The sequence below is a fragment of the Streptomyces spiroverticillatus genome, assembly GCA_014650415.1.
In the GTDB taxonomy this organism is placed as follows: Bacteria; Actinomycetota; Actinomycetes; order Streptomycetales; family Streptomycetaceae; genus Streptomyces; species Streptomyces spiroverticillatus.
Window position 1 is genome coordinate 383,180 of record BMUX01000001.1, and the last position, 20,717, is coordinate 403,896.

Sequence of the window (20,717 nt, forward strand, 5' to 3'; positions counted from 1 at the left end):
TGCGGTGGAGCCTGTGGCTGTCGATCTGTCGATCGTCGTGCCGACCTTCAACGAGGCGGGAAACATCGAGGAGTTGCTGCGGCGGCTCGGGGCGGCCTTCGCGGATGTACCGCTGAGCGCGGAGGTGATCTTCGCGGACGACTCCACGGACGACACCTGCGCGGTGATCGAACGGGCCGCCGCAGCAAGCCCGTTGCCGGTGGTGCTGCACCACCGGGCCGTGCCGACGGCGGGGCTCGGCGGGGCGGTCGTCGAGGGCATCGGGCGGGCCCGTGCGCCGTGGATCGTCGTCATCGACGCCGACCTCCAGCATCCGCCGGAACTGGTGCCGGAGTTGGTGGCACGGGGTGCGGCGGCGGGCGCGGAACTGGTGGTGGCCAGCCGGTACGCGGCGGGCGGCAGCCGGTCGGGGCTCGCGGGCGGGTACCGTCTCGCGGTGTCGGGCGCGTCGACCCTGCTGACCAAGGGGCTCTTCCCGCGCACCCTGCGCGGGCTGAGCGACCCGATGAGCGGCTTCTTCGCGATCCGCCGGGAGGCGGTGGAGCGCTCCGGCGCGCTGGAGCCGCTCGGCTACAAGATCCTGCTGGAGCTGGCGGTACGGTGCGCGCCGCGCGGCATCACGGAGGTGCCGTACTCCTTCGGGGCGCGCCACGCGGGCGAGTCGAAGTCGACCGTCCGAGAAGGGCTCCGCTTCCTGCGCCACCTGGTGACGCTGCGGACCTCCGACCCGCGGGCCCGGGTGGTGGCATTCGGCCTGATCGGGCTCTCCGGCTTCGTACCGAACCTGCTCCTGCTGTGGGCCCTGAACGGCCGCGGCGGAATGTACTTCGCACCGGCCGAGATCATCGCCAACCAGGCGGGCCTGCTGTGGAACTTCCTCCTGGTGGACGGGCTGCTGTACCGCCAACGGCGCTCCGGGCACGGGTGGTTGGGCCGCCTCTTCGGCTTCGCGCTGGTCGGCAACGCGGACCTGCTGGCGCGGATTCCGCTGAGTGCGGTGCTGGTGGTGGGGGCGGGGTGGGGCGCCGTACCGGCGACGGCGGTGAGCATGGTGGTGGTGTTCGCGGGACGCTTCCTGGTGGTGGACCGGTGGCTGTACGGGAGGAGGGGGGCGGGGGTGCTCGGCTCCGGGACGACGGCTCCGGCGACCTCCGGGACTTCCCTCCACCGCTGAGCCCCGCCCCCCTTGGGCGGCGGGGCCGCCCCCCGGGGGCGGAACGGGCGGGCAAGGGGGCGGCCCGCCGGACACCGGGCCACCCCGGTCCCTGCCCTGCCCTGCCCGCACCCCCGACACCGGCCGCCCCTTACCCCCGCACCCCCACCTGCTCCCCCAGCACCCCCACATCCCCCGTCGGTGCCGCACACACAAAGCGCCGGCACACATACGCCGCCCCCGCCGGCCTCCCCGCCAGCAGCGGGAACTCGTCGCTGTCCGGCGCACCGACCGCCACCACCATCCCCGGCGCCGTCCCCAGCAGCGCCGTACGGTGCAGGGCCGTGACGGCGAGGTCGCCGGGCGCCCCCACCACCGCCACCTCCCTCGGCCCGTCCAGTGCCGCCTCCGCCACCGCGAGCCCCCACCCGATGTGGCGAGGGGCCCGCGAGGCGAGGGCCTTGACCACGCCGAGCGCGCCCTCCGCCGCTTCCCGGTGGGCCGTGGAGCCCGTGTGCGCCGCGTACGACAACAACGCCCCCGCCGCAGCCGTCCACCCCGAGGGCGTCGCGTTGTCCGTCGGGTCCTGCGGCCTGCGGATCAGCTTCTCGGCGTCGTCGGCCGTGTCGTACAGCGAACCGCCCTCCCCCCGGAACCGCACCAGCACGTGGTCGAGGAGGAAGCCCGCGAATTCGAGCCACGCCCCCTCCCCCGTCACCGACGCGAGCGCGAGGAAGCCCTCGGCCACGTCCGCGTAGTCCTCCAGCACGCCCGCGTTCGGGCCGACCTTGCCGTCCCGGGAGGTGCGGGCGAGCCTGGCCGCGTCGTCCAGGTGGACCCGTACGAGAAGATCCGCGGCCTCGGTGGCGCGCTCCACGAGGTCCGGGCGGTCGAAGTACGCCCCGGCCTCGGCCAGTGCCGCGACCGCCAGCCCGTTCCACGCGGCGACGACCTTGTCGTCCCGCCCGGGGGCGTGCCGCTCGCCCCGCGCCGCCAGCAGCCGCGCCCGGATCGACGCGATGCGCGCCGCATCCGCCAACTCGCCACCATCCAGCGGCAGTTGCAGAACGGACGCCCCCTCCTCGAAGGTCCCCTCCTCCGTCACCCCGAAGTACGTCGCCGCGAGCTCCGCGTCCGCCTCCCCGAGCACCTCCCTCAACTGCTCGGGCGTCCACACGTAGTACGCGCCCTCGACGTGCCGCCCCGCCCCGTCCTCGCTGTCGGCGTCCAGCGCGGAGGCGAACCCGCCCTCTCCCGTGCGCAGTTCGCGCACCATGAAGTCCGCGGTCTCCAGCGCGACCCGCCGCGCCAGGACCGACCCGGTGGCCCGCCACACGTGCGCGTACACCCGGCACAGCAGCGCGTTGTCGTAGAGCATCTTCTCGAAGTGGGGAACGACCCAGCCCCCGTCCACCGAGTACCGCGCGAAGCCGCCCCCCAACTGGTCGTAGATCCCGCCGCGCGCCATCGCCTCGCACGTGTCGGTGACCATCTGGAGCGCCCCCTCGGACCCCGTCCGCGCCGCGTGCCGCAGCAGGAACTCCAGCACCATGGACGGCGGGAACTTCGGCGCCCCGCCGAAGCCCCCGTTCCGGGCGTCGTACTCCCGGGTGAGCCCCAGCAACGCCCCCGCCAGGTCCTCCTCCCCCGGCGCCCCGTCGGCCCCGAAGGCCAGCGACCGCTCGCCGAGGTCCTTCACGATCCGCCCGGCGACCTCGTCGACCTCCCCGCGCCGGTCCGCGTACGCCGCCCGCACACCCTCCAGCACTTCGGGGAAGGACGGCATCCCGTGCCGGGGCTCCGGCGGGAAGTACGTACCGAAGTAGAACGGCTCGGCATCGGGCGTCAGGAACACGGTCATCGGCCAGCCCCCCTGCCCGGTCGCCGCCTGCACGGCCTCCATATAGACGGCGTCGACGTCCGGCCGCTCCTCCCGGTCCACCTTCACGTTCACGAAGTGCTCGTTCATGAGGGCGGCCGTCCCCTCGTCCTCGAAAGACTCCCCCGCCATCACATGACACCAGTGACAACTGCTGTACCCCACACTGAGCAGCACCGGCACCCCCCGCCGCCGCGCCTCCTCGAAGGCCTCGGGCGACCACGGCCACCAGTCGACGGGGTTGTCGGCGTGCTGGAGGAGATAGGGGGACGTCTCATGGACCAGTCGATTCGTGGGCATTCCCCCATCCTGCCCCAGGACCTCCCCGCCACGGCGGAACCCCTCCTTCCGGGAAGCACGCAGCCCCCCGTCCCCTCATCCCACGCACTCCCTGAGTCACCGGCAGCGCACGCCCCGTGCTCCCTGCCCGTGCTCCCTCGCGCCCGGGCCCGTCAGGCAGGACACTTGACACATCCGGGCGGTCCACGCAGGGAAGAACGTGCCCGGACGACGCAGGATCGCCGCGGAGGGGGACGCAACATGCGGGAGAGCCATCGGGCTGAAGCCGAGCGGGTGTTGGTGCGGGCCGTCGAGGAGGAAGTGCGGCGGTCCGGCGGCCGGACCGATGGGCGGGCGCTGCTGGTGCGGGCGCGCGGTGCGCTGGACGAGCTGGCCGCGCCCGCCGCCGAGGAGTACGCCGCGTACGTCACCGCGCTCGACCGTGCGGGCGCCGGGCAGCAGCCGCTGTCGGAACGATTCAGCAGGGCGGAGCTGAGCACGCCCGTCCTGGTGACCGGTGTGGCGGCGGTCGCCGCGTTCGCCGCCGACCTGGCGCTCGGGACGGCGTCCGCGACCGCGTTCGCGGCCGGGGGTGTCGTCGCGGTGGCCGGGGCGGCCGCGACCGTCGCCAAGGTGACCGCCGGGCACTGGCCGGCCGCCCATCGCAGGGCGGGTGCGCTCGGACAGCCGGGCGGGCCCGAGCAGTTGAAGTTGCAGTGGCTGACGGCTCTGGAGGTGAGAGGGGTACGGCCCTATCTGGATCGGCAGCGGATGTTGAGTGCGGCTACCAGGAGCCGGCCGCCGGTGAAGAAGGCCGCTGCCGAGACCGTTCCGCTGCGGGGTGGCAATCGCAGTGCGGCGGCGCGGCGCAGGACCGTACTGGAGCAGTCGTTCGCCCATCTTCCGCAGCCCGAGGGGCCGTTCGCGGGGCGGCGGACGGAGATGGCGCAGATCGCGCAGTGGGTGCATGCGGCGCGGGCCAGTACGCAGACCCGGCCGACGGTGGTGGTGCTGTACGGGGAGGCGGGGTCGGGGCGGTCCACGCTGGCGTTGCGGGCGACGCATGCGCTGCGGGACCAGTTCCGGGGCGCGGGCCTGGTGGAGCTGTGCAACGGGGCGCCGGGGCGGGTCGGGTCGGCGACGTCCACGCGCGATGCGCTGCTGCAATTGCTGAACCGGTTGGGGGCGCCGCGCGACCAGTTGCTGTTCCGGGAGCAGCGGAGCGAACGTTCCACTCAGGAACAGCAGTTGAAGCGGTTGACGGAGGTGTACCACCAGCATCTGACGGGGCTGCCCGTGACCGTCGTGCTGGAGGACGCGACCGATCCCGAGCAGGTGCGCACGCTCGTTCCGGAGCGTTCGGACAGTCTGGTGCTGGTGACCGCCTCCCAGCCCTTGGCCCTGCCCGAGGACATACCGGCGTGGGTGCATCAGCTCGCCGTGCGGCCGCTCGACGGGGCGGGGGCCGAGGAGTTGATGCGGGCGGTCGCGCAGGAGGAGTTGGACGCTCCGTACGACGGTGAATCGGCGGACCGGATCACGGAGTTGTGCCGGGGGCTGCCGTTGGCGCTGCGGGTGGCGGGCTCCTCGCTCGGGCCGCGCAGCCCGCGCGCGCTGGCCGCCGATCTGGCGGCGTACGGTCCCCTGGACCCGGTGGAGCGGGCGCTCTCGCTGCGGTACGCCGACCAGTCCGAGCAGGGGCGCAGGCTGCTGCGCCGGCTGTCCCTCGCGGGGCGGGCGTCACTGGGCGGGGCAGCGGCTGCGGCACTGCTGGCCACGGACGAGCAGGAGGCGCGGCGGCGGCTCGCGGAGCTGGCGGGGTCCGGGCTGATCGAGCCGGTGGGCGGGAACCGCTACCGCCTCCACGACCTGGTGCGTTCCTTCGCGTACACCCGTCTTCTCGACGAGGAGGAGCCCTCCGAGCGCACGGCCGCCCAGGAACGCCTCATCCAGAACTACGGCGAGCTGGCCGATTCTGTGATCCGTCTGGTCGACGGGAAGAACTCGACTCGGGCCGACCGCTTCGGACCGCATGGTTTTACGTCGCTGGACGCGGCGCTGCGCTGGCTGGACGACGAGTCGTCCTTCATCACGGCGGCGCTGCGGCACGCGGAGGGCGTGGACCCGCAGCTCGTGCTCAACCTGCTGGGCGCGCTCTGCGACTACTGCCTGCTGCGCGGCGACCTGTACCGGCTCGGTGAGATCAGCGAGCTGACGCAGGCCGTTGACCAGGGGCTTCTCGTACGTTCCGTGCAATGGCGCACGGGTATCGCCGCCCGGCAGCTCGGCGAGCTGGACAAGGCCCGTACGACACTGTCCTCCGTGGTGGACCTCTACTTCGAGGCCCAGCACGAGGCGGGGGCCGCCCGTGCGCTCGGCTCCCTCGGCATCACCCTGCACCACCAGGGCAATCTCACCGAGGCCGCCACCAAGCTGCGCGAGGCCCTGGACCTCCAGTCCTCCCCCGCCCTCGCGGGCGACCGCGCCTGGAACCTGCACGCCCTGGCCGCCGTGGAACGCGACCGCGCGAACCTCGCCGAGGCCGTCGAACTCCTCGACACCGCCCTCGCCCTGCACCGCGAGAGCGAGTCGCTGCACGGGCAGGCGTGGGCGCACTTCCAGCTCGGGCAGGTGGGCCTGCGCATGGGTGATGTCCCGCGCGCGGAGGCCGAGTTGGGGGCTGCGCTGGATCTGTACGGCCGTACCCGCGACGACCGGGGCGAGGCGTGGGCCATGACGCAGCTCGCCCGCGCCCGGCTGGTCGCGGGCGATCCCGCCCCGGCGGTGGACGGCCTGCGCCAGGCCCTCTCCCGCCACCGCGACAACGAGGACGCGCGCGGGGAGGCGTGGACCCTGTACTACCTGGGCCAGTCCCTGGAGGAGCGGGGCGACCACGACCAGGCGGTACGGGAGCTGGAGCGGGCCCGGACGATGTTCTCCCGGATGCGGGACGTGTACGGGCTGGCCTGCGCCCGGCACCACTCGGGGCGGGTGACGCGGGACCAGCGGGCCGTCCAGACCGGGAATCTCCGCAATTCGGGGTTCGCACGGCAGTTGTTGACCGATGCCCGGCAGGACTTCCGGCGGATCGGGGTGGCGCACGGGGAGGGGTGGACGGTGCTGGAGCTGGTCGTCATCGACGCGGGCAACTCCCGCCCCGAGCAGGCGCTTTCGCTGTGCGACGAGGCGATCTCCCTCTTCGCCTCGTACGACGACCGGCGGGGCGGCGACTGGGCCCGCTTCCTGCGCTGCACACTGCTGCCGTTCGCCCACCCGGGCGGCCCGGAGGCGGGCACCGCCCTCGCGGAGGAGGAGCTGGCGCTGCTGGCGTCGGAGGCGCATCCGACGCGGGACGAGCGGCTGGCGGACTGCCTGGCGGCGTACCGGGTGGTGCTGGGGCGGGGTGTGGACCTGGGTGCGGGGTGGCAGGCGTGGCGGCTGGGGATGGTGCCGAACCGGCATTCGCGGGAGGTGATGGGGGTGCCGGTGGGGGCGGGGAAGTAAGGACGCGCGCCGTCGGGGATGGTCAAGTGCGCCCCGAATCGGGGGATTTGCTTGTGGGGGCGGGCCCCTGCTGCGACGCTGGAAACGGTTCGCGCCAGAGGCGGGGGCGGCGGCGGCCCGGGGGTCGGAGGCGGCGATGAGGCATTCACTGCGGGGGCCTGTTCCGCCGCCGCGGGTCGATCTGGTCGGTCGGGACGAGGAATGCGACGCGCTGGTGTCCGCGCTGACCAGCGACGCCGGATCCCGGCTGCTGCACCTGCACGGCGACCCGGGCGCGGGTACGTCGGCCCTTGCCGCGGAAGTGGCCAGGCAGGCCGGGGAGTGCCTGCGCCTGCCTGTGCACTGGCTGCCGGTGGGAGCGGCGGCCGGAATCCTGCCGCCACTGCCCCTTCTGCGCCTGGCTGCCCAACTCGACGTCCCGCGGCTCCGGTTGGCCTCGCGATGGAAGCACCTGACGGGCACGGAGGTCGACTCCCTGGACTTCGCAGGGGACCTGGTGCACAGCGCACTGCGCGAGCGGCCCGCCGTGGTGGTCCTGGACGGGATACCCAACGAGAAGACGGGCGACATCCTGTCGCAACCCTTCCGGCGGACCCGTGCGGTTGCCCTGTTCACCTCGTACGAGGACTGGCCCTTGGCGGACGAGGGGCTACTCAGCCACGGGGTGCGCCCCCTGCCCGAGCACGCCGTCCGCGAACTCTTCCACCGGAAGTGGGACCAAGGGCCGAGCTACGTATACCAGTTGCACGAAGGGTGCGGCGGCCTGCCCGGTTTCCTGCCGCTGGCCAGGTCGGCAAGGCTGTCCAGCGACTGGATTCCGCCCTCTCGAACGGGCGATCTGCACTACATCGCCCACCGGGCGCTCGAATGGCGGTGCGGGGAACTGCTGAACCTGCTGGAGAAGTCGGACCGCAAGGAGTTCGACACCCGGTCCCTGGGTCCCCCGGTGATGCGGCACTTGTTCGCCGAACCCGGGGAACGCGTGGAGCCGCTGGTGGCGGAGCTGCTGCGGGTGGGTCTGGCGCACCCCCTGAGCCCGACCCGGTTCCGGCTGGTCACCGACCGGCCGCGCATCGTCCGCTACACCCCGCCGGACCAGGAGCGTTACCGGTACGGACCCACCCGCCTTGCCCGCACCCCCCAGCGCCACCGCCAGCCCCTCCTCGACGCCGCCCACCACCAGGCCCTCGGCACGGCCCATGCCTTCGACGGCATCGCGGGCGACAACGGGGACGAACCGGCCCCCGACCTCTGGGAGGCTTCCCTGGGCCTGGCCGAGTCGGCGGACGACCACCTCGACCTGCTCGCCCTCGAATCGGACAGCTGGGAGCCGAACACCCACGAGCTGGCCAATCTGCTGGCCCGCTACTTCGTACGGCGCGGCGACCACCACCGGCTGGCCGCCCTGCATCTGGTGCGCACCCGGGCCCTGCACCTGCGCGCCCCCGCCTTCCCGCTGTCCCAGTCGACCGCCGCCCGCCAGCTCGGTGCGCCGCTACCGGCCCTGCGGACCCTCCGCAAGCACCGCCCCTTCACCCAGACCTTCCTGGAACTGGCCTTGTGCCAACGCGACTTGGGCGATCACATCAACGCCCTGCGGACGGTCGCCGACGGGCTGCGCGAATACCCCGACACACCCGCCCTGCTTAGCCTGAAGGGCGAACTCCTCACCGACCAGGGCCGGTACGAGGACGCCGCCCGCGCCCTCGACACCGCCATCACCCTGCACAACCGCGAGGGCGGACGGCACGGCCTCGCGGTCGCGAACCTGCGCCGGGGCAGGCTGGGCCTCCTGGCCCCCCGCGCCATGGACGGCCGTGACACGGAACAGTGGCTGGGCACCGCCCAGTTGGGCTTCGAGGACAGCGGCGACGAGCGGGGCCTCGCCTGGACCGCCACCGCGCTCGGCCGGCTGAACCTCACCCAGGAGACCTTCGACCGGGCACTGGCCGCGCACCGGGCCACGGAGGACGTCCGGGGCGTCGCCTGGACCCGGTACTACAGCGCACTGGCCCTCGCGGACTCCACCGCGAGGGGGCCGGTGGGCTCCCGCGAACGGCGCGACGCGGCGCTGCTCCGGCTGACCGAGGCCCTGGAGCTCTTCAAGAAGCTGGGCGACCGGCTCGGCCAGGCGTGGGCACTGCACCAGCTGGCTGTCCTGCTGCGGGAGCGGGCGGCGGCCGAAGTGCGCCCGGGGTCCGCCATGGACGCGGACCTCGTGGAGGAGCTGCGGCGCCTGTGGGACCGGGCGTTCCAGCTCTTCATGACCTCGGGCTGCCTGCACGGACAAGCCTGGACCCTGCTGGAGCAGGGCCTCCACCTGGCCGTCCATGACCAGGACGACCCCGGCCGGGCGCACCGCCTGCTGACCAGTGCCGACGACCTCTTCGCCGATCTCGGCGACACCCGGGGCCGGGCCTGGACCACGTACCTCCTGGCCTTGGTGAACAGTCGGATCGACCGCCCCGCCGCGCCGGGACCCGACCCCTCGTTCGGCCCCCTGCTCCAGCGCGCGATGACGTCCGGTCCCCGCGTCCCCGAGCCCGCCGCCCACGCCACCCCCTCCCACCCCGTCCCCCCGCTCCGCGCCGTACGGGACGTCCTCCTCCCGTACCCCCTGGGCGACGACCACGAGCCCCCCGCCCCGACGGCTTCCCTGGACGACTCCGACCGCTGCCGCATCGTCCTCGACCTCCTCGACGACGGCCCCGGCATCCGGCTGCTGCTGCGTGTGGTGCCCGGCCCCCGGCACCCCTGGGCGACCGGCGAGACCCCTTGGCTGACGGCGACCGCCGCGCCCCGCACCGCCGTGTCCGTCGAACCGGTGGGGGCGACGCTGCGGCCGTCCGCCTCGCCTCGGCACGGTGCCGAGTTCGGGCTCGAACCGCACCGGCCCGGGGTGCACATCCTGCGGTTCACCGTGGCGCACGCGGACAGCGGGACCGTACTGCAACAGGTGGAGACGGAGATCGAGCTGCCCGAGTCCGACCGGCCGCACGGCCGCACCGGCCCGGTTCCGCACCACGCGGAGAGGACCTGAGCCCGTATGCACGAACCGCACTTCACCTCGACTCCCCTCCAGGGCCTGCCCGTTCGCATCCTCCAGAACCCCAGCGCCGACTTCACCGAACTCGACGGACTCGACTCACCGGGACCCGACCTGGTGGTGTCCTTCACCACCTGGGAGGACCAGGGCGTCCTCGCCCACATGCGGGGGCGGGTCCTGCCCGTGCTGCGCAGCGAGCACAGCGCACGGCTCCCGGTGCGGCCCTCCCTGGTCCGGGCCGAGGCGGCCCGGCTGTGCCACCAGTGGAACACCCTGCTCGTGCACCACACCCCGCTGGACGCGGACCGGCGACCCGCCGCCGGACGCGCCCCCCAGCCGTACGCCACCCTGCTCGACCTGCACGACGAGCCGCCCGCCGAACTCCTCGCCATTCTGGGCGAGTTGGCGGACGACGGAGCGGCCCTGCTCTTCGACACGCTGCTCGGCGGCCCGGACCCCCAGACGGTCCACTTCCGCCGCTTCCTCGCCGAGGCACTGGCCGACGAGGGGCTGCGGGTGCGCTTCGACTCGGACCTCTTCCTGCCGTGGCCCATGCTGTGCCTGCCGGGACCCCCGCCCACCGGCACGGACGACGCCGCCTTCCGCGCCCTCTTCGCCCGCTTCCTCGGCCACCGCCACCAACTCGACCAGACCGGCGGCAGCTACCCCCTGCGCCGCCGCACCACCGCCCCCCGCCGCCCCGTCGTCAGCCTCAACCACGACACCGCCCTGGACCGCAAGGGCGAGACCAGAGCCACCGACCTTGCCCAACTCCTCGCCAGCGGAACGGAGTTCGTGGAGCGCACGAGTCGGACCGAGCTGCTGGACGCCCTGTCCCGGGAGCACTTCGACGAGCAGTTGATGTACTTCTGGTGCCACGGCCACTACGTCGACCGCGCCCCCGAACCCCCGCGCCTGGTGATCCGCCTGTCCGACGGCACACCCATCGACGCCCAGACCGTCGCCCGGCTGCGCCGCCCCATGGGCGAGGTCTCCGCCTTCCGCCCCTTCATCCTGCTGAACGCCTGCCACGCCGCCGGCCCCACCGGCGCCCACGACCGGGCCGACCTGGGCCGGGTACTGATCCGGGCGGGAGCGAGCGGGGTGCTGGGCCCGCAGATCGAGATGCCCAAGCGGTTCGGCGCGGAGTACGCGCTCGCTTTCGTACGGGACTACCTCGACGGCACCCGCACCGCCGGCGAGACCGTCCACCACCTCGCCCGCCACTTCGCGGACCGCTACCGCAACCCCCTCGGCCTGGCCTACGCCCTGCACTGCGGCATGGACAGCCGCCTGGAGCGCGCCCCGGCCCCGTCCCCGGACCACGGCCAGGAGGCGACCGTATGAACGACGCGTACGAGACCGGCATCATCGACCTCAACGACTTCGGCTGGGCCGTCGAAGACACCCCCCACGGCCCGCGCCCCGTCCCCCACCCCGCCCTCCCCGACTTCTTCGCCGAGCGGCTGACTCCCCCGCCCGGCGCCACCGACCTCTTCGTGTACGTCCACGGCTGGCAGACCTCCCCCGAGTCCGCCCTCCGGAGCGCCCTGGACCTGCTGGGGCTGCTCAGGAAGCAGTACGAGGAGCAGCGGGACCTGTACGGGCACCTCGACCCCTTCGAGCCCTGGGTGCTGCTCGTCCGGTGGCCGTCGGCCAGTTCGCCGGGGCTTCGCGGATACCGGCGGATACGGGACCGGGCGCACCGGATGAGCGACGCGCCCCGGATCCTGGGGCAGCTGCTGGGGTACGTGGACGCCGGGCGCGGCGATCCCCGCGCGGCCGTGCTGGGGACGCGGGAAGGCCAGTTCCTGCACCTGGTGGGGCATTCCTTCGGGTGCAGGTTCCTGTGCGAGGCCGTGCAGTGGGCGGCGGATGAGACCACGCTCGGGTGGTCGGCCAGGCCCCGGGACCCGAAGCGGCCGTTCGGCGTCGACAGCATGCTGCTGTTGCAGATGGCGGCGCCCAGGGACGTCTTCGAGACGACCTTCACGGCGCTGGAGCACGCCCCCGTGCACGGGCCGGTCGTGGCGACGTACGCGCAAAGGGACTGGGCGACCGGGGTCTGGCACCGGATCGCCGAGAAGCGGGCGGGGGTGGGGAACCAGGGGATCGGCCCGGCGCCCCGCCCCGTGCGGAACATCGCGCTGCGGGGCGCGGCCGAGCCGTACGACATGGACATGCTCGACCACTGGTTCGTCAGCGTCGACGCCTCGGCGGTCTTCACCGCCGGGCGCGGACCCGCGGGCGCGCACTCCGACCACCTGGGGCCGGAGTCCGCGCACCTGCTGCTGACCCTGGCGGACTACTCGCGCTGAGCGGAGTCCTTGGAGAGGGTGGCCTTCGCAGAGGCCTTCTCCGGGGCCTCCGAAGGAGCGGGCGCGTCCGGATCCGGGGCCTCCTCGAAGGAGACCTTGCCCATGTGCCGGTTCATCGACTTCATCAGCGCCCACACCCCGACCGCCAGCGCCGCGAAGACGAGGAAGCCGAGGATTCCCGGAGTCACCTTGTTCTTGTCGAAGGTGTCTGCGGCGAGCGGCACGAACTGAGTCATTGCCTGGGAGACGTTCACTCAGCCATTGTCGCGGATGCCCGCGAAGAGGTCGCTCTCGGGGAGGGAGGTCGGCACCAGAGCCTTCGCGAGCTCGTAGTCCTCGGTCGGCCAGACCTCCTTCTGGATCTCCATCGGGATGCGGAACCAGCCGCCGTCCGGGTCGATCTGCGTGGCGTGCGCGAGCAGTGCCTTGTCGCGGATCTCGAAGAAGTCCGAGGCGGGCACGAAGGTGGTGAGGTTGCGCTCCTCGCGCTCGAACTCGTCCCACCGCTTCAGCCAGTCCCCGTACGGCGACTCCAGGCCGCGGGCGAGCAGCGCCTCGTGCAGGGCGACCGTGCGCGGCTTGTTGAAGCCCTGGTTGTAGTAGAGCTTCAGGGGCTGCCAGACCGGGCCGAACTCGTCCTCGGGGAAGGCCGCCGGGTCGGCCGCGCCCTCGAAGGCCACCATCGTGATCTTGTGGGTCATGATGTGGTCGGGGTGCGGGTAGCCGCCGTTCTCGTCGTACGTCGTGACGACCTGCGGCCGGAAGGCGCGGATGGACTTCACCAGGCGGCCGGCGGCCTCGGTGACGTCCTCCAGGGCGAAGCAGCCCTCCGGGAGCGGGGGCAGCGGGTCGCCCTCGGGCAGGCCGGAGTCGACGAAGCCGAGCCACTCCTGCTTGACGCCGAGGATCTCGCGGGCCTCGTCCATCTCACGGGCGCGCACCTCGTGGATGTGCTCCTCGATGTACTTGTCGCCCTGGAGCTTCGGATTGAGGATGGAGCCCCGCTCCCCGCCCGTGCAGGTCACGACGTGGACGTCCACCCCCTCGGAAACGTACTTCGCCATGGTGGCCGCACCCTTGCTCGACTCGTCGTCGGGGTGGGCGTGCACGGCCATCAAGCGCAGCTGCTCAGTCAAGATCTCGTTCCTCGGTGATCCGGGCGCCCTCGGTGTCTGCGGCGCAATGTGCGGCTCTTATAGTGACCGAACCGGGGGCGGGAAATATTCCTGGCCCCTGCGCATCCGGAGGATCACAGCATGAACGCGGTACGTGACGGCGCTCCCGGCGGGACCCCCTCGGGCTCGTCCTCCGGTGCCCCCGAGGGGCGGTACGGCCGTTCCGCCGACGCCCGCGCGGACCGCAAGCTGAAGATCATCGGCTCGGTGCTGGGCGTACTGCTGCTCCTGCTGATCGGCTGGATCGGGTACGGGTACATCTCGAAGCAGGTGATCAGCGCCGAGATGATCAAGTTCGACCTGAACTCCTCGCAGACCGAGGTCCGGGTGCACCTGGAGATCCGCAAGGACGCCGACGCCACCGGCACCTGCACGGTGCGGGCCATCGCCGAGAGCGGGGCCGAGGTCGGGCGCAAGGACGTACGGATCGACCAGAAGGGGCAGACCCGGATCGACGAGATCTATCCGATCCGTACGACTGCCAAGGCGACCAGCGCCGAACTGCTGAGCTGCACCGCCGACGGCCAGTAGCCGCACCGGCTGCGGTCAGTGGCCGACCCCGCACCCCCTGAGTGACCATGCACCGCTGACCTGCGTTGATGCAGTCGTGACGGTTTTGGTTCTCCCCCTGGGGGCATCGAATTGTTAGGCTCGTGGTTTCGCCCGCCCATGGAGGCACATCCTTTCTGGGTAGGGCGATGCTTTGTTATCCGTAACTTCGAGGAGCACCTGTGACCCAGACCAGCGACGAAGTCACCTGGCTGACCCAGGAGTCGTACAACAAGCTCGTGGAAGAGCTGGAGTACCTGTCGGGTCCCGCGCGCGCCGAGGTCACCCAGAAGATCGCGGCTGCCCGCGAGGAGGGCGACCTCCGGGAGAATGGCGGATACCACGCGGCCAAGGAGGAGCAGGGCAAGCAGGAGCTCCGCATCCGCCAGCTCAAGCAGCTCCTGGAGCGCGCGCAGGTCGGCGAGGCCACGGCCTCCAGCGGCGAGGCCGGTCCCGGCATGGTCGTGAAGATCGCCTTCGACGGCGACGAGGACGACACGATGACCTTCCTGCTCGCCTCCCGCGAGTACCCGTCCTCCGACATCGAGACGTTCTCGCCGCAGTCCCCGCTGGGTGCGGGCGTGATCGGCAAGAAGGTCGGCGAGGACGCCGAGTACGAGCTGCCGAACGGCAAGAAGGCCAGGGTCAAGATCCTGGAGGCGACGCCCTACCAGGGCTGAGTTCCTCGCGCGGAGGCGCCGTTCCCCTTTCGGAGGGGGGACGGTGCCTCCGCCGTTTCCCCCCCCGTGAGCGAGAAGGCTCCCCGGGACCCGCACGGGTCCGTGGGAGCCTTCTGCGCGCCGGCGACTAGACCGCGGCCTTGCGGTACTTGCGCACCGCCAGCGTCCGGAAGACGACGATGATCAGCAGGGACCAGAGCAGCGAGGCCCACACGGGATGCTGCATGGGCCAGGCCGAGGACAACGAAGCCCCCGAGTTCCCGAACAACTCCCGGCACGCCTGCACGATGGCGCTGAACGGGTTCCAGTCCGCGACGTGCCGCAGCCACGGGGTCATCATGCTGGTGTCCACGAAGGCGTTGGAGATGAACGTCACCGGGAACAGCCAGATGATCCCGCCCGACGTGGCAGCCTCGGGGGTGCGGACGGAGAGCCCGATCAGGGCACCGATCCAGGTGAAGGCGTACCCCAGCAGGAGCAGCAGCCCGAAGGCCCCGAGCACCTTGCCCAGGTTGGTGGGTTCGACGGACCCGGTGCGCCACCCCACCAGCAGGGCGACGGCAGCGAGCACGGCCAGCGTGATGCAGGTCTGCACGAGGTCGGCGACCGTACGCCCGGTCAGGACCGCACCACGGGCCATGGGCAGCGACCGGAAGCGGTCGACGAGCCCCTTCTGCATGTCGTCCGCGATGCCCGCGGCCGCTCCCGCCGTGGCGAAGGTGACCGTCTGGGCGAAGATGCCCGCCATCAGGAAGTTCTTGTAGACGGTCGGGTCGGTCGAGCCGCCCACGCTCATGGATCCGCCGAACACGTACGTGAACAGCACCACGAACATCACCGGCTGGATGATCCCGAAGAGGATCATCTCCGGGATGCGGGACATCCGGATGAGGTTCCGCTTGGCGATGGTCAGTGAGTCGGTGATCGACTGCACCAGACCGCCCTTGGGCGTGGGTGCGAGCGACTTGCGTGTCGTCGTCAGGGCGTCTGCGCTCACTTCGCCGCCACCTCCTCTTCCTCCGTCGCCTCGGTCTCCGCCGCGTGCCCGGTGAGCGAGATGAACACGTCGTCCAGCGTCGGGCGACGCAGACCGATGTCGTCGATCTCGACCCCACGGGCGTCCAGCTCGCGGATGACCTCCGCGAGGAGCTTCGCGCCGCCGGTGACCGGGACGGTCAGCTTGCGGGTGTGCTGCTCGACCTTGGTGTCGCCCTTGCCGAAGCCCCGCAGCACCTCGTCCGCGACCGCGATCTGCTCGCGCTCGTGGACGACGACCTCGATGCGCTCGCCGCCCGTACGGGCCTTGAGCTGGTCCGACGTACCGCGTTCGATGACCTTGCCGTGGTCGATGACGCAGATGTCGTGGGCGAGGTGGTCGGCCTCCTCCAGGTACTGGGTGGTGAGCAGGAGGGTGGTGCCGCCGGCGACCAACTCCTGGATCACTTCCCAGAGTTGCTGGCGGTTGCGGGGGTCGAGACCGGTGGTCGGCTCGTCCATGAACATCACGGGGGGCGAGACGACCAGGGCCGCCGCGAGGTCGAGGCGGCGGCGCATGCCGCCGGAGTACGTCTTGGCGGTGCGGTCGGCGGCCTCGGCGAGGTTGAAGCGCACCAGGAGCTCGTCCGCGCGGGCCTTCGCCGCCTTCTTGGGCATCTGGTAGAGGCGGCCGACCATCTGGAGGTTCTCGCGGCCGGTGAGGTATTCGTCGACGGCGGCGAACTGGCCGGAGAGGCCGATCGAGCGCCGTACTTCGTTGGGGTGCTTGAGCACGTCGATCCCGGCGACGACGGCCTTGCCGCTGTCGGGCTGGAGCAGGGTGGTCAGGACGCGGACGGCCGTGGTCTTCCCGGCCCCGTTCGGCCCGAGGAGGCCGAGGACGGTGCCCTCGGGGACGTCGAGGTCGACGCCTCCCAGAGCCTTCACGTCGCCGAAGGTCTTGACCAGACCCTCGGCATAGATGGCGCCTGGCATAAGGGTTCCCCCATGTGTGTGGGTGGTCCTACGCGAAATATTAGGTTTGCCGGGTTCGTACCGCCCGGCGAGAGCCGCCGGGGCGGACGGCGGTGGCCGGCCGGGCCGCCCGGCGAGGCAGCAGCGCGAGACACACCATAACGCGATACATCGCGTCTGGGGAAGGACTTCCGGGGAACAGCCCCCCGACCAGCGACGCGACGACGCCGCTCCTACGACACGACCACGTACCCCGCGTCCCTGAGCGCCTCCCGCACCTCGGTGCAGTGCTTCGGCCCCTTCGTCTCCAGCTGCAACTCCACCTCCACCTCCGTGAGTCCGAGCTTCGGATCGGCCCGGGTGTGACCCACGTCAACGACGTTAGCGTCCAGCACTGACAACGCCCCGAGAAGCTGCGCAAGCGCTCCCGGACGGTCCGTCAGCCGCAACCTCAGTGACAGATACCGACCGGCCGCGGCCATTCCGTGCCGCAAAGTGCGCTGCATCAGCAGCGGGTCCACATTCCCGCCGGACAGCACCGCCACCACCGGCCCCTCGAAGGACTCGGGACGGCTCAGCAGCGCCGCCACCGGGCTCGCCCCGGCGGGCTCCACGACCAGCTTGGCCCGCTCCAGGCACAGCAGCAGCGCGCTCGACAGCTCGTCCTCGGAGACCGTCCGCACCTCGTCCACCAGCTCGTTGACGATCGCGAAGGGTACGTCGCCGGGCCGCCCGACCTTGATCCCGTCGGCCATGGTCTGGAGCGAGTCCAGCGAGGTGGGCCGCCCGGCCGCCAGCGACGGCGGGTAGCAGGCCGCGCCCGCCGCCTGCACGCCGACGATCCGTACGTCGGGACGCAGCGCCTTCACCGCGATCGCGATGCCCGCCGCGAGCCCGCCCCCGCCGACCCCGACCACGACGGTCTTCACCTCGGGGCACTGCTCCAGGATCTCCAGGCCGACCGTGCCCTGACCGGCGATGACGTCCGGGTGGTCGAAGGGGTGGATGAAGACGGCCCCGGTGTCACGGGCGTACTCCTGGGCCGCGGCCAGCGTCTCGTCCACCACCTGCCCGTGCAGCCGCACCTCCGCGCCGTACTCCCGGGTGGCCGCCACCTTCGGCAGCGGGGCGCCGACCGGCATGAAGACGGTGGAGCGCACGCCGAGCAGGGAGGAGGCGAGCGCCACGCCCTGCGCGTGGTTGCCTGCGCTGGCGGCCACCACGCCCGCCGCGCGCTCCTCGGGGCGCAGGCCCGCGATGCGGATGTAGGCGCCGCGCAGCTTGAAGGAGCCGGTGCGCTGAAGGTTCTCGCACTTCAGGTGGACCGGGGCACCCACCAGGTGCGTGAGGTGCCTGCTGCCCTCCAGCGGGGTGCAGCGGGCCACTCCGGAGAGCATCTTCTGCGCACCGCGCACGTCGTCGAGGATCAGGCTGCGGGCATGTTCGGGCGTGCGGAAGCTCATGGCGGCCAGTCTGGCAGCCCGGCGGGGGCGGGCGTCGGCCCGTCTCACGGGCAGCCTCGGTGACCTGCGGCGGGACCGGTCCGCGAGGTCCGTTGTCCACAGGTTTGCGCAGCGCCGGTACGTGTGTGCCCGCACCCGCGTACCCTTGCCCCACCAACCCGACCACCGCACGAAGAGAGCCCGAGCCATGCCCCCTACCCAGGACATGACGACCGACCCCGCCGCCGGTCTCCTCGATGCCCTTCAGCACCAGGTGGCCGTCTTCGCCCGGCGCGCGGAACAGACCCGCCTCGGCGGCGTCGGCCAGGTCCGCAACTCGATGGACCGTGCGGCCTACCTGCTGCTCAACCGCCTCGACCAGGAAGGCCCGATGGGCGTCAAGGCGCTCGCCGCGGGCATGGGCATCGACTCCTCGACGGTGACCCGCCAGGTCGCCCCGCTCGTCGACACCGGCCTGGTCAAGCGGACCTCGCACCCCGAGGACGGCCGTGCGGTCGTGCTCCAGCTCTCGCCGCGCGGGCAGTCCCGCCTGGACGAGGTCCGCTCCTCGCGGCGCGAGCTGATGGCGCAGGTCACGGACGGCTGGAGCGAGGACGAGCGGGAGGCGTTCACCACGCTGCTGACCCGGTTCAACTCGGCACTCTCGGCCCGTCAGGCCGCGGCCCCGGCCGAACCGCCGGCCGCCTCCTGAGCCCTTTCGCCGGACGCCGCTGACGGACCGTCACGCACTCGCCGCGCCCGCCTCTTGACCTGCACCCCCGCCTGGCTTCATATGAGCAGAAGAAGCCGGACGGGGAGGAACGGTGCGAGAGCGCGATGCGGCCCAACAGCGGCGCCGCGCAAGGGAGTTCGAGGCCTTCGTCGCTGGCGCCGCAGGCCGGCTCCTGCACGTCTCGACCCTGCTGACGGCCGAGCCCGCGGACGCCAACCCGCGAGCCCAGAGCCTCCTGGTCGCCGCGCTGGCCGGCGCGTACGCCCGCTGGGAGTTCCTGCGCGGCGAGGACCCGTACGACCGCACCCGGCAGGAGCTGGCGGGCCGGTTCGCCCGCACCTCCTGGCACCACCGCAGGCACCGGGGCGGCCCGCTGGGCTCGCTGACCCCGCAGGAGCGGCTCGTCCTCGTACTGCGACTGTACGAAGGGGTCCCGGAGGAGCAGACGGCGGCACTGCTGGGGCTGCCGGTGCAGCGGGTCCGGGCGATCTGCGCCCGCGCGGTCTCGCACGTCCACGCGCGGCGGCACGCACCGAAGGCCCCGGCGCGCGAGGTGGTCACGTCGTGAGCCTGCAACGGCACAAGAACGACGAGGTCCGCCTGGTCCTGGAGCAGGCGGCGCGTCCCGTCGTACCCTCCGACCTGCTCGTACGGGCCACCGAGCGCGGTGCGCGGCAGATGCGGCGGCGCAGGGCGCTGCGGCGGGTGTGGTGGGTGATCGGGACGCTGGTGGTGATCGCGTTCCTGGTGTGGGCGTCGATCGTGCACCCCTGGCAGGCTCCACCGGCGGACTTCACGCCGCCGGTGGAGGGGTTCTGACCCGGTCTAGCCGAGGGCCTGCTTGAGGTCGGCCAGCAGGTCGTCGCCGGACTCGATGCCGACCGACAGCCGTACGAGATCGGCGGGCACCTCCAGCGCGGACCCGGCCGCCGAGGCGTGCGTCATGCGCCCGGGGTGCTCGATCAGCGACTCGACACCGCCGAGGGACTCGCCGAGGGTGAAGAGCCGTGCCCGGTTGCACACCTCGACAGCGGCCTCCTCCCCGCCCTCGACGCGGAAGGACACCATGCCGCCGAAGGCCTTCATCTGCTTGGCGGCGGTCTCGTGCCCGGCGTGCTCGGGCAGGCCCGGGTAGAGGACCTGGGTGACCTTGGGGTGGGCGGTCAGCATGTCGGCGATGCGCGTCGCGTTCTCGCTGTGCCGGTCCATGCGTACGGCGAGGGTCTTGATCCCGCGCAGCACCAGCCAGGCGTCGAAGGGACCGGCGACGGCACCCATCGCGTTCTGATGGAACACCAACTCCTCGGCGATTCCGGCGTCGTTGGTGATGAGCGCACCCCCGACGACGTCCGAGTGCCCGCCCATGTACTTGGTGGTCGAGTGCACGACGACGTCCGCGCCCAGCGCGATCGGCTGCTGGAGGTAGGGGCTGGCGAAGGTGTTGTCGACGACGAGCTTCGCGCCCGCCGTGTGCGCGATCTCCGCGACGGCGGCGATGTCCGTGATCCCGAGCAGCGGGTTGGAGGGCGTCTCGACCCACACGACCTTCGTACGGGGCGTGAGCGCGGCCCGGACCGCCGCCGGGTCGGAGGTGTCGGCGACCGACCACTCCACGCCCCAGCGCGAGACGACCTTGGCGAAGAGCCGGAAGGTGCCGCCGTACGCGTCGTTCGGGATGACGACGTGGTCGCCGGGCGACAGGAGCGTACGCAGCAGGCAGTCCTCGGCAGCCAGCCCCGAAGCGAAGGCGAGCCCGCGCCGGCCGCCCTCCAGGGCGGCGAGGTTCTCCTCCAGGGCGGTGCGGGTCGGGTTGGCGCTGCGGCTGTACTCGTAACCGCCGCGCAGGCCCCCGACCCCGTCCTGCTTGTACGTCGACACCTGGTAGATCGGCGGAACGACGGCGCCGGTCAGGGGGTCGGCGGTGTTGCCCGCGTGGATGGCGAGGGTCTCGAAGGCGCGCTCGGAGCGGCTCTGCTCATCAGTCATGGGGCCGAGGGTAGTTCTCCCAC

17 protein-coding genes are annotated in these 20,717 nt (G+C 72.2%); 10 read left to right on the forward strand and 7 right to left on the reverse strand.

Translation table 11 applies throughout. From position 1 onward, the window contains the following. Positions 1-13 precede the first annotated feature (13 nt). Positions 14-1,174, forward strand: a complete 1,161-nt coding sequence (locus IE269_RS01765; RefSeq protein WP_438817517.1) for a glycosyltransferase — start codon at positions 14-16, stop codon at positions 1,172-1,174. A gap of 130 nt (positions 1,175-1,304) precedes the next feature. Here IE269_RS01765 and IE269_RS01770 read toward each other — a convergent pair whose 3' ends face one another. Then, positions 1,305-3,332 carry a thioredoxin domain-containing protein gene (locus tag IE269_RS01770; RefSeq protein WP_189820868.1) on the reverse strand — a complete coding sequence of 676 codons (2,028 nt, stop codon included), beginning with the start codon at positions 3,330-3,332 and terminating at the stop codon, positions 1,305-1,307. 240 nt (positions 3,333-3,572) lie between these two features. Between IE269_RS01770 and IE269_RS01775 the strand changes: the two genes are divergently transcribed. From IE269_RS01775 to IE269_RS01790, 4 genes are all read left to right on the forward strand, one after another. Then, on the forward strand, positions 3,573-6,815 hold the full coding sequence (locus tag IE269_RS01775; protein ID WP_189820869.1) for an ATP-binding protein: 3,243 nt from the start codon (positions 3,573-3,575) through the stop codon (positions 6,813-6,815). Positions 6,816-6,951: 136 nt separating this feature from the next. After that, positions 6,952-9,855: a hypothetical protein gene (locus IE269_RS01780; protein ID WP_189820870.1), complete on the forward strand. Its 2,904-nt coding sequence runs from the start codon at positions 6,952-6,954 to the stop codon at positions 9,853-9,855. Between the two features lie 6 nt (positions 9,856-9,861). Beyond that, positions 9,862-11,208: a CHAT domain-containing protein gene (locus IE269_RS01785; RefSeq protein ID WP_189820871.1), complete on the forward strand. Its 1,347-nt coding sequence runs from the start codon at positions 9,862-9,864 to the stop codon at positions 11,206-11,208. Continuing rightward, positions 11,205-12,179: an alpha/beta hydrolase gene (locus tag IE269_RS01790; protein WP_189820872.1), complete on the forward strand. Its 975-nt coding sequence runs from the start codon at positions 11,205-11,207 to the stop codon at positions 12,177-12,179. The genes IE269_RS01785 and IE269_RS01790 overlap by 4 nt, the downstream gene beginning before the upstream one ends. On the opposite strand, the gene IE269_RS01795 is transcribed toward IE269_RS01790, so the two are convergent. Both IE269_RS01795 and mca read right to left on the reverse strand, forming a co-directional pair. Continuing rightward, complete coding sequence (locus IE269_RS01795) at positions 12,167-12,433, reverse strand: hypothetical protein (RefSeq protein WP_189820873.1); 267 nt, start codon at positions 12,431-12,433, stop codon at positions 12,167-12,169. The genes IE269_RS01790 and IE269_RS01795 overlap by 13 nt on opposite strands. Next, entirely contained in the window at positions 12,434-13,315 is an 882-nt protein-coding gene (mca, locus tag IE269_RS01800) for a mycothiol conjugate amidase Mca (protein ID WP_189820874.1), read from the reverse strand. A gap of 120 nt (positions 13,316-13,435) precedes the next feature. On the opposite strand from mca, the gene IE269_RS01805 reads away from it, so the two are divergent. Next, positions 13,436-13,885, forward strand: coding sequence for a DUF4307 domain-containing protein (locus IE269_RS01805; protein ID WP_189820875.1), 450 nt, complete (start codon positions 13,436-13,438; stop codon positions 13,883-13,885). 200 nt (positions 13,886-14,085) lie between these two features. Beyond that, positions 14,086-14,583: a transcription elongation factor GreA gene (greA, locus tag IE269_RS01810; RefSeq protein ID WP_189820876.1), complete on the forward strand. Its 498-nt coding sequence runs from the start codon at positions 14,086-14,088 to the stop codon at positions 14,581-14,583. A 127-nt stretch (positions 14,584-14,710) separates the two neighbouring features. Here the strand turns inward: greA and IE269_RS01815 are convergent, their stop codons facing one another. The 3 genes from IE269_RS01815 to ilvA all read right to left on the reverse strand — a co-directional run bounded on the left by IE269_RS01815 (position 14,711) and on the right by ilvA (position 17,996). Then, positions 14,711-15,565, reverse strand: coding sequence for an ABC transporter permease (locus IE269_RS01815; RefSeq protein ID WP_438817524.1), 855 nt, complete (start codon positions 15,563-15,565; stop codon positions 14,711-14,713). 11 nt (positions 15,566-15,576) lie between these two features. Continuing rightward, positions 15,577-16,554 (reverse strand): ATP-binding cassette domain-containing protein, encoded by a 978-nt coding sequence (locus IE269_RS01820; protein WP_189820877.1) that lies wholly within the window; start codon positions 16,552-16,554, stop codon positions 15,577-15,579. Positions 16,555-16,766: 212 nt separating this feature from the next. After that, complete coding sequence (ilvA, locus tag IE269_RS01825) at positions 16,767-17,996, reverse strand: threonine ammonia-lyase (protein WP_189820878.1); 1,230 nt, start codon at positions 17,994-17,996, stop codon at positions 16,767-16,769. Between the two features lie 187 nt (positions 17,997-18,183). Here ilvA and IE269_RS01830 point away from each other — a divergent pair, with 187 nt between their 5' ends. From IE269_RS01830 to IE269_RS01840, 3 genes are all read left to right on the forward strand, one after another. Then, positions 18,184-18,687 (forward strand): MarR family winged helix-turn-helix transcriptional regulator, encoded by a 504-nt coding sequence (locus IE269_RS01830; protein ID WP_189820879.1) that lies wholly within the window; start codon positions 18,184-18,186, stop codon positions 18,685-18,687. Between the two features lie 112 nt (positions 18,688-18,799). Then, positions 18,800-19,276: a sigma factor-like helix-turn-helix DNA-binding protein gene (locus IE269_RS01835; protein ID WP_189820880.1), complete on the forward strand. Its 477-nt coding sequence runs from the start codon at positions 18,800-18,802 to the stop codon at positions 19,274-19,276. After that, positions 19,273-19,527 (forward strand): hypothetical protein, encoded by a 255-nt coding sequence (locus tag IE269_RS01840; RefSeq protein WP_229897399.1) that lies wholly within the window; start codon positions 19,273-19,275, stop codon positions 19,525-19,527. Before IE269_RS01835 ends, IE269_RS01840 begins: the two co-directional genes overlap by 4 nt. Before the next feature lie 6 nt (positions 19,528-19,533). Here the strand turns inward: IE269_RS01840 and IE269_RS01845 are convergent, their stop codons facing one another. Next, positions 19,534-20,694 (reverse strand): cystathionine gamma-synthase, encoded by a 1,161-nt coding sequence (locus IE269_RS01845; RefSeq protein WP_189820881.1) that lies wholly within the window; start codon positions 20,692-20,694, stop codon positions 19,534-19,536. Positions 20,695-20,717: the final 23 nt, after the last annotated feature.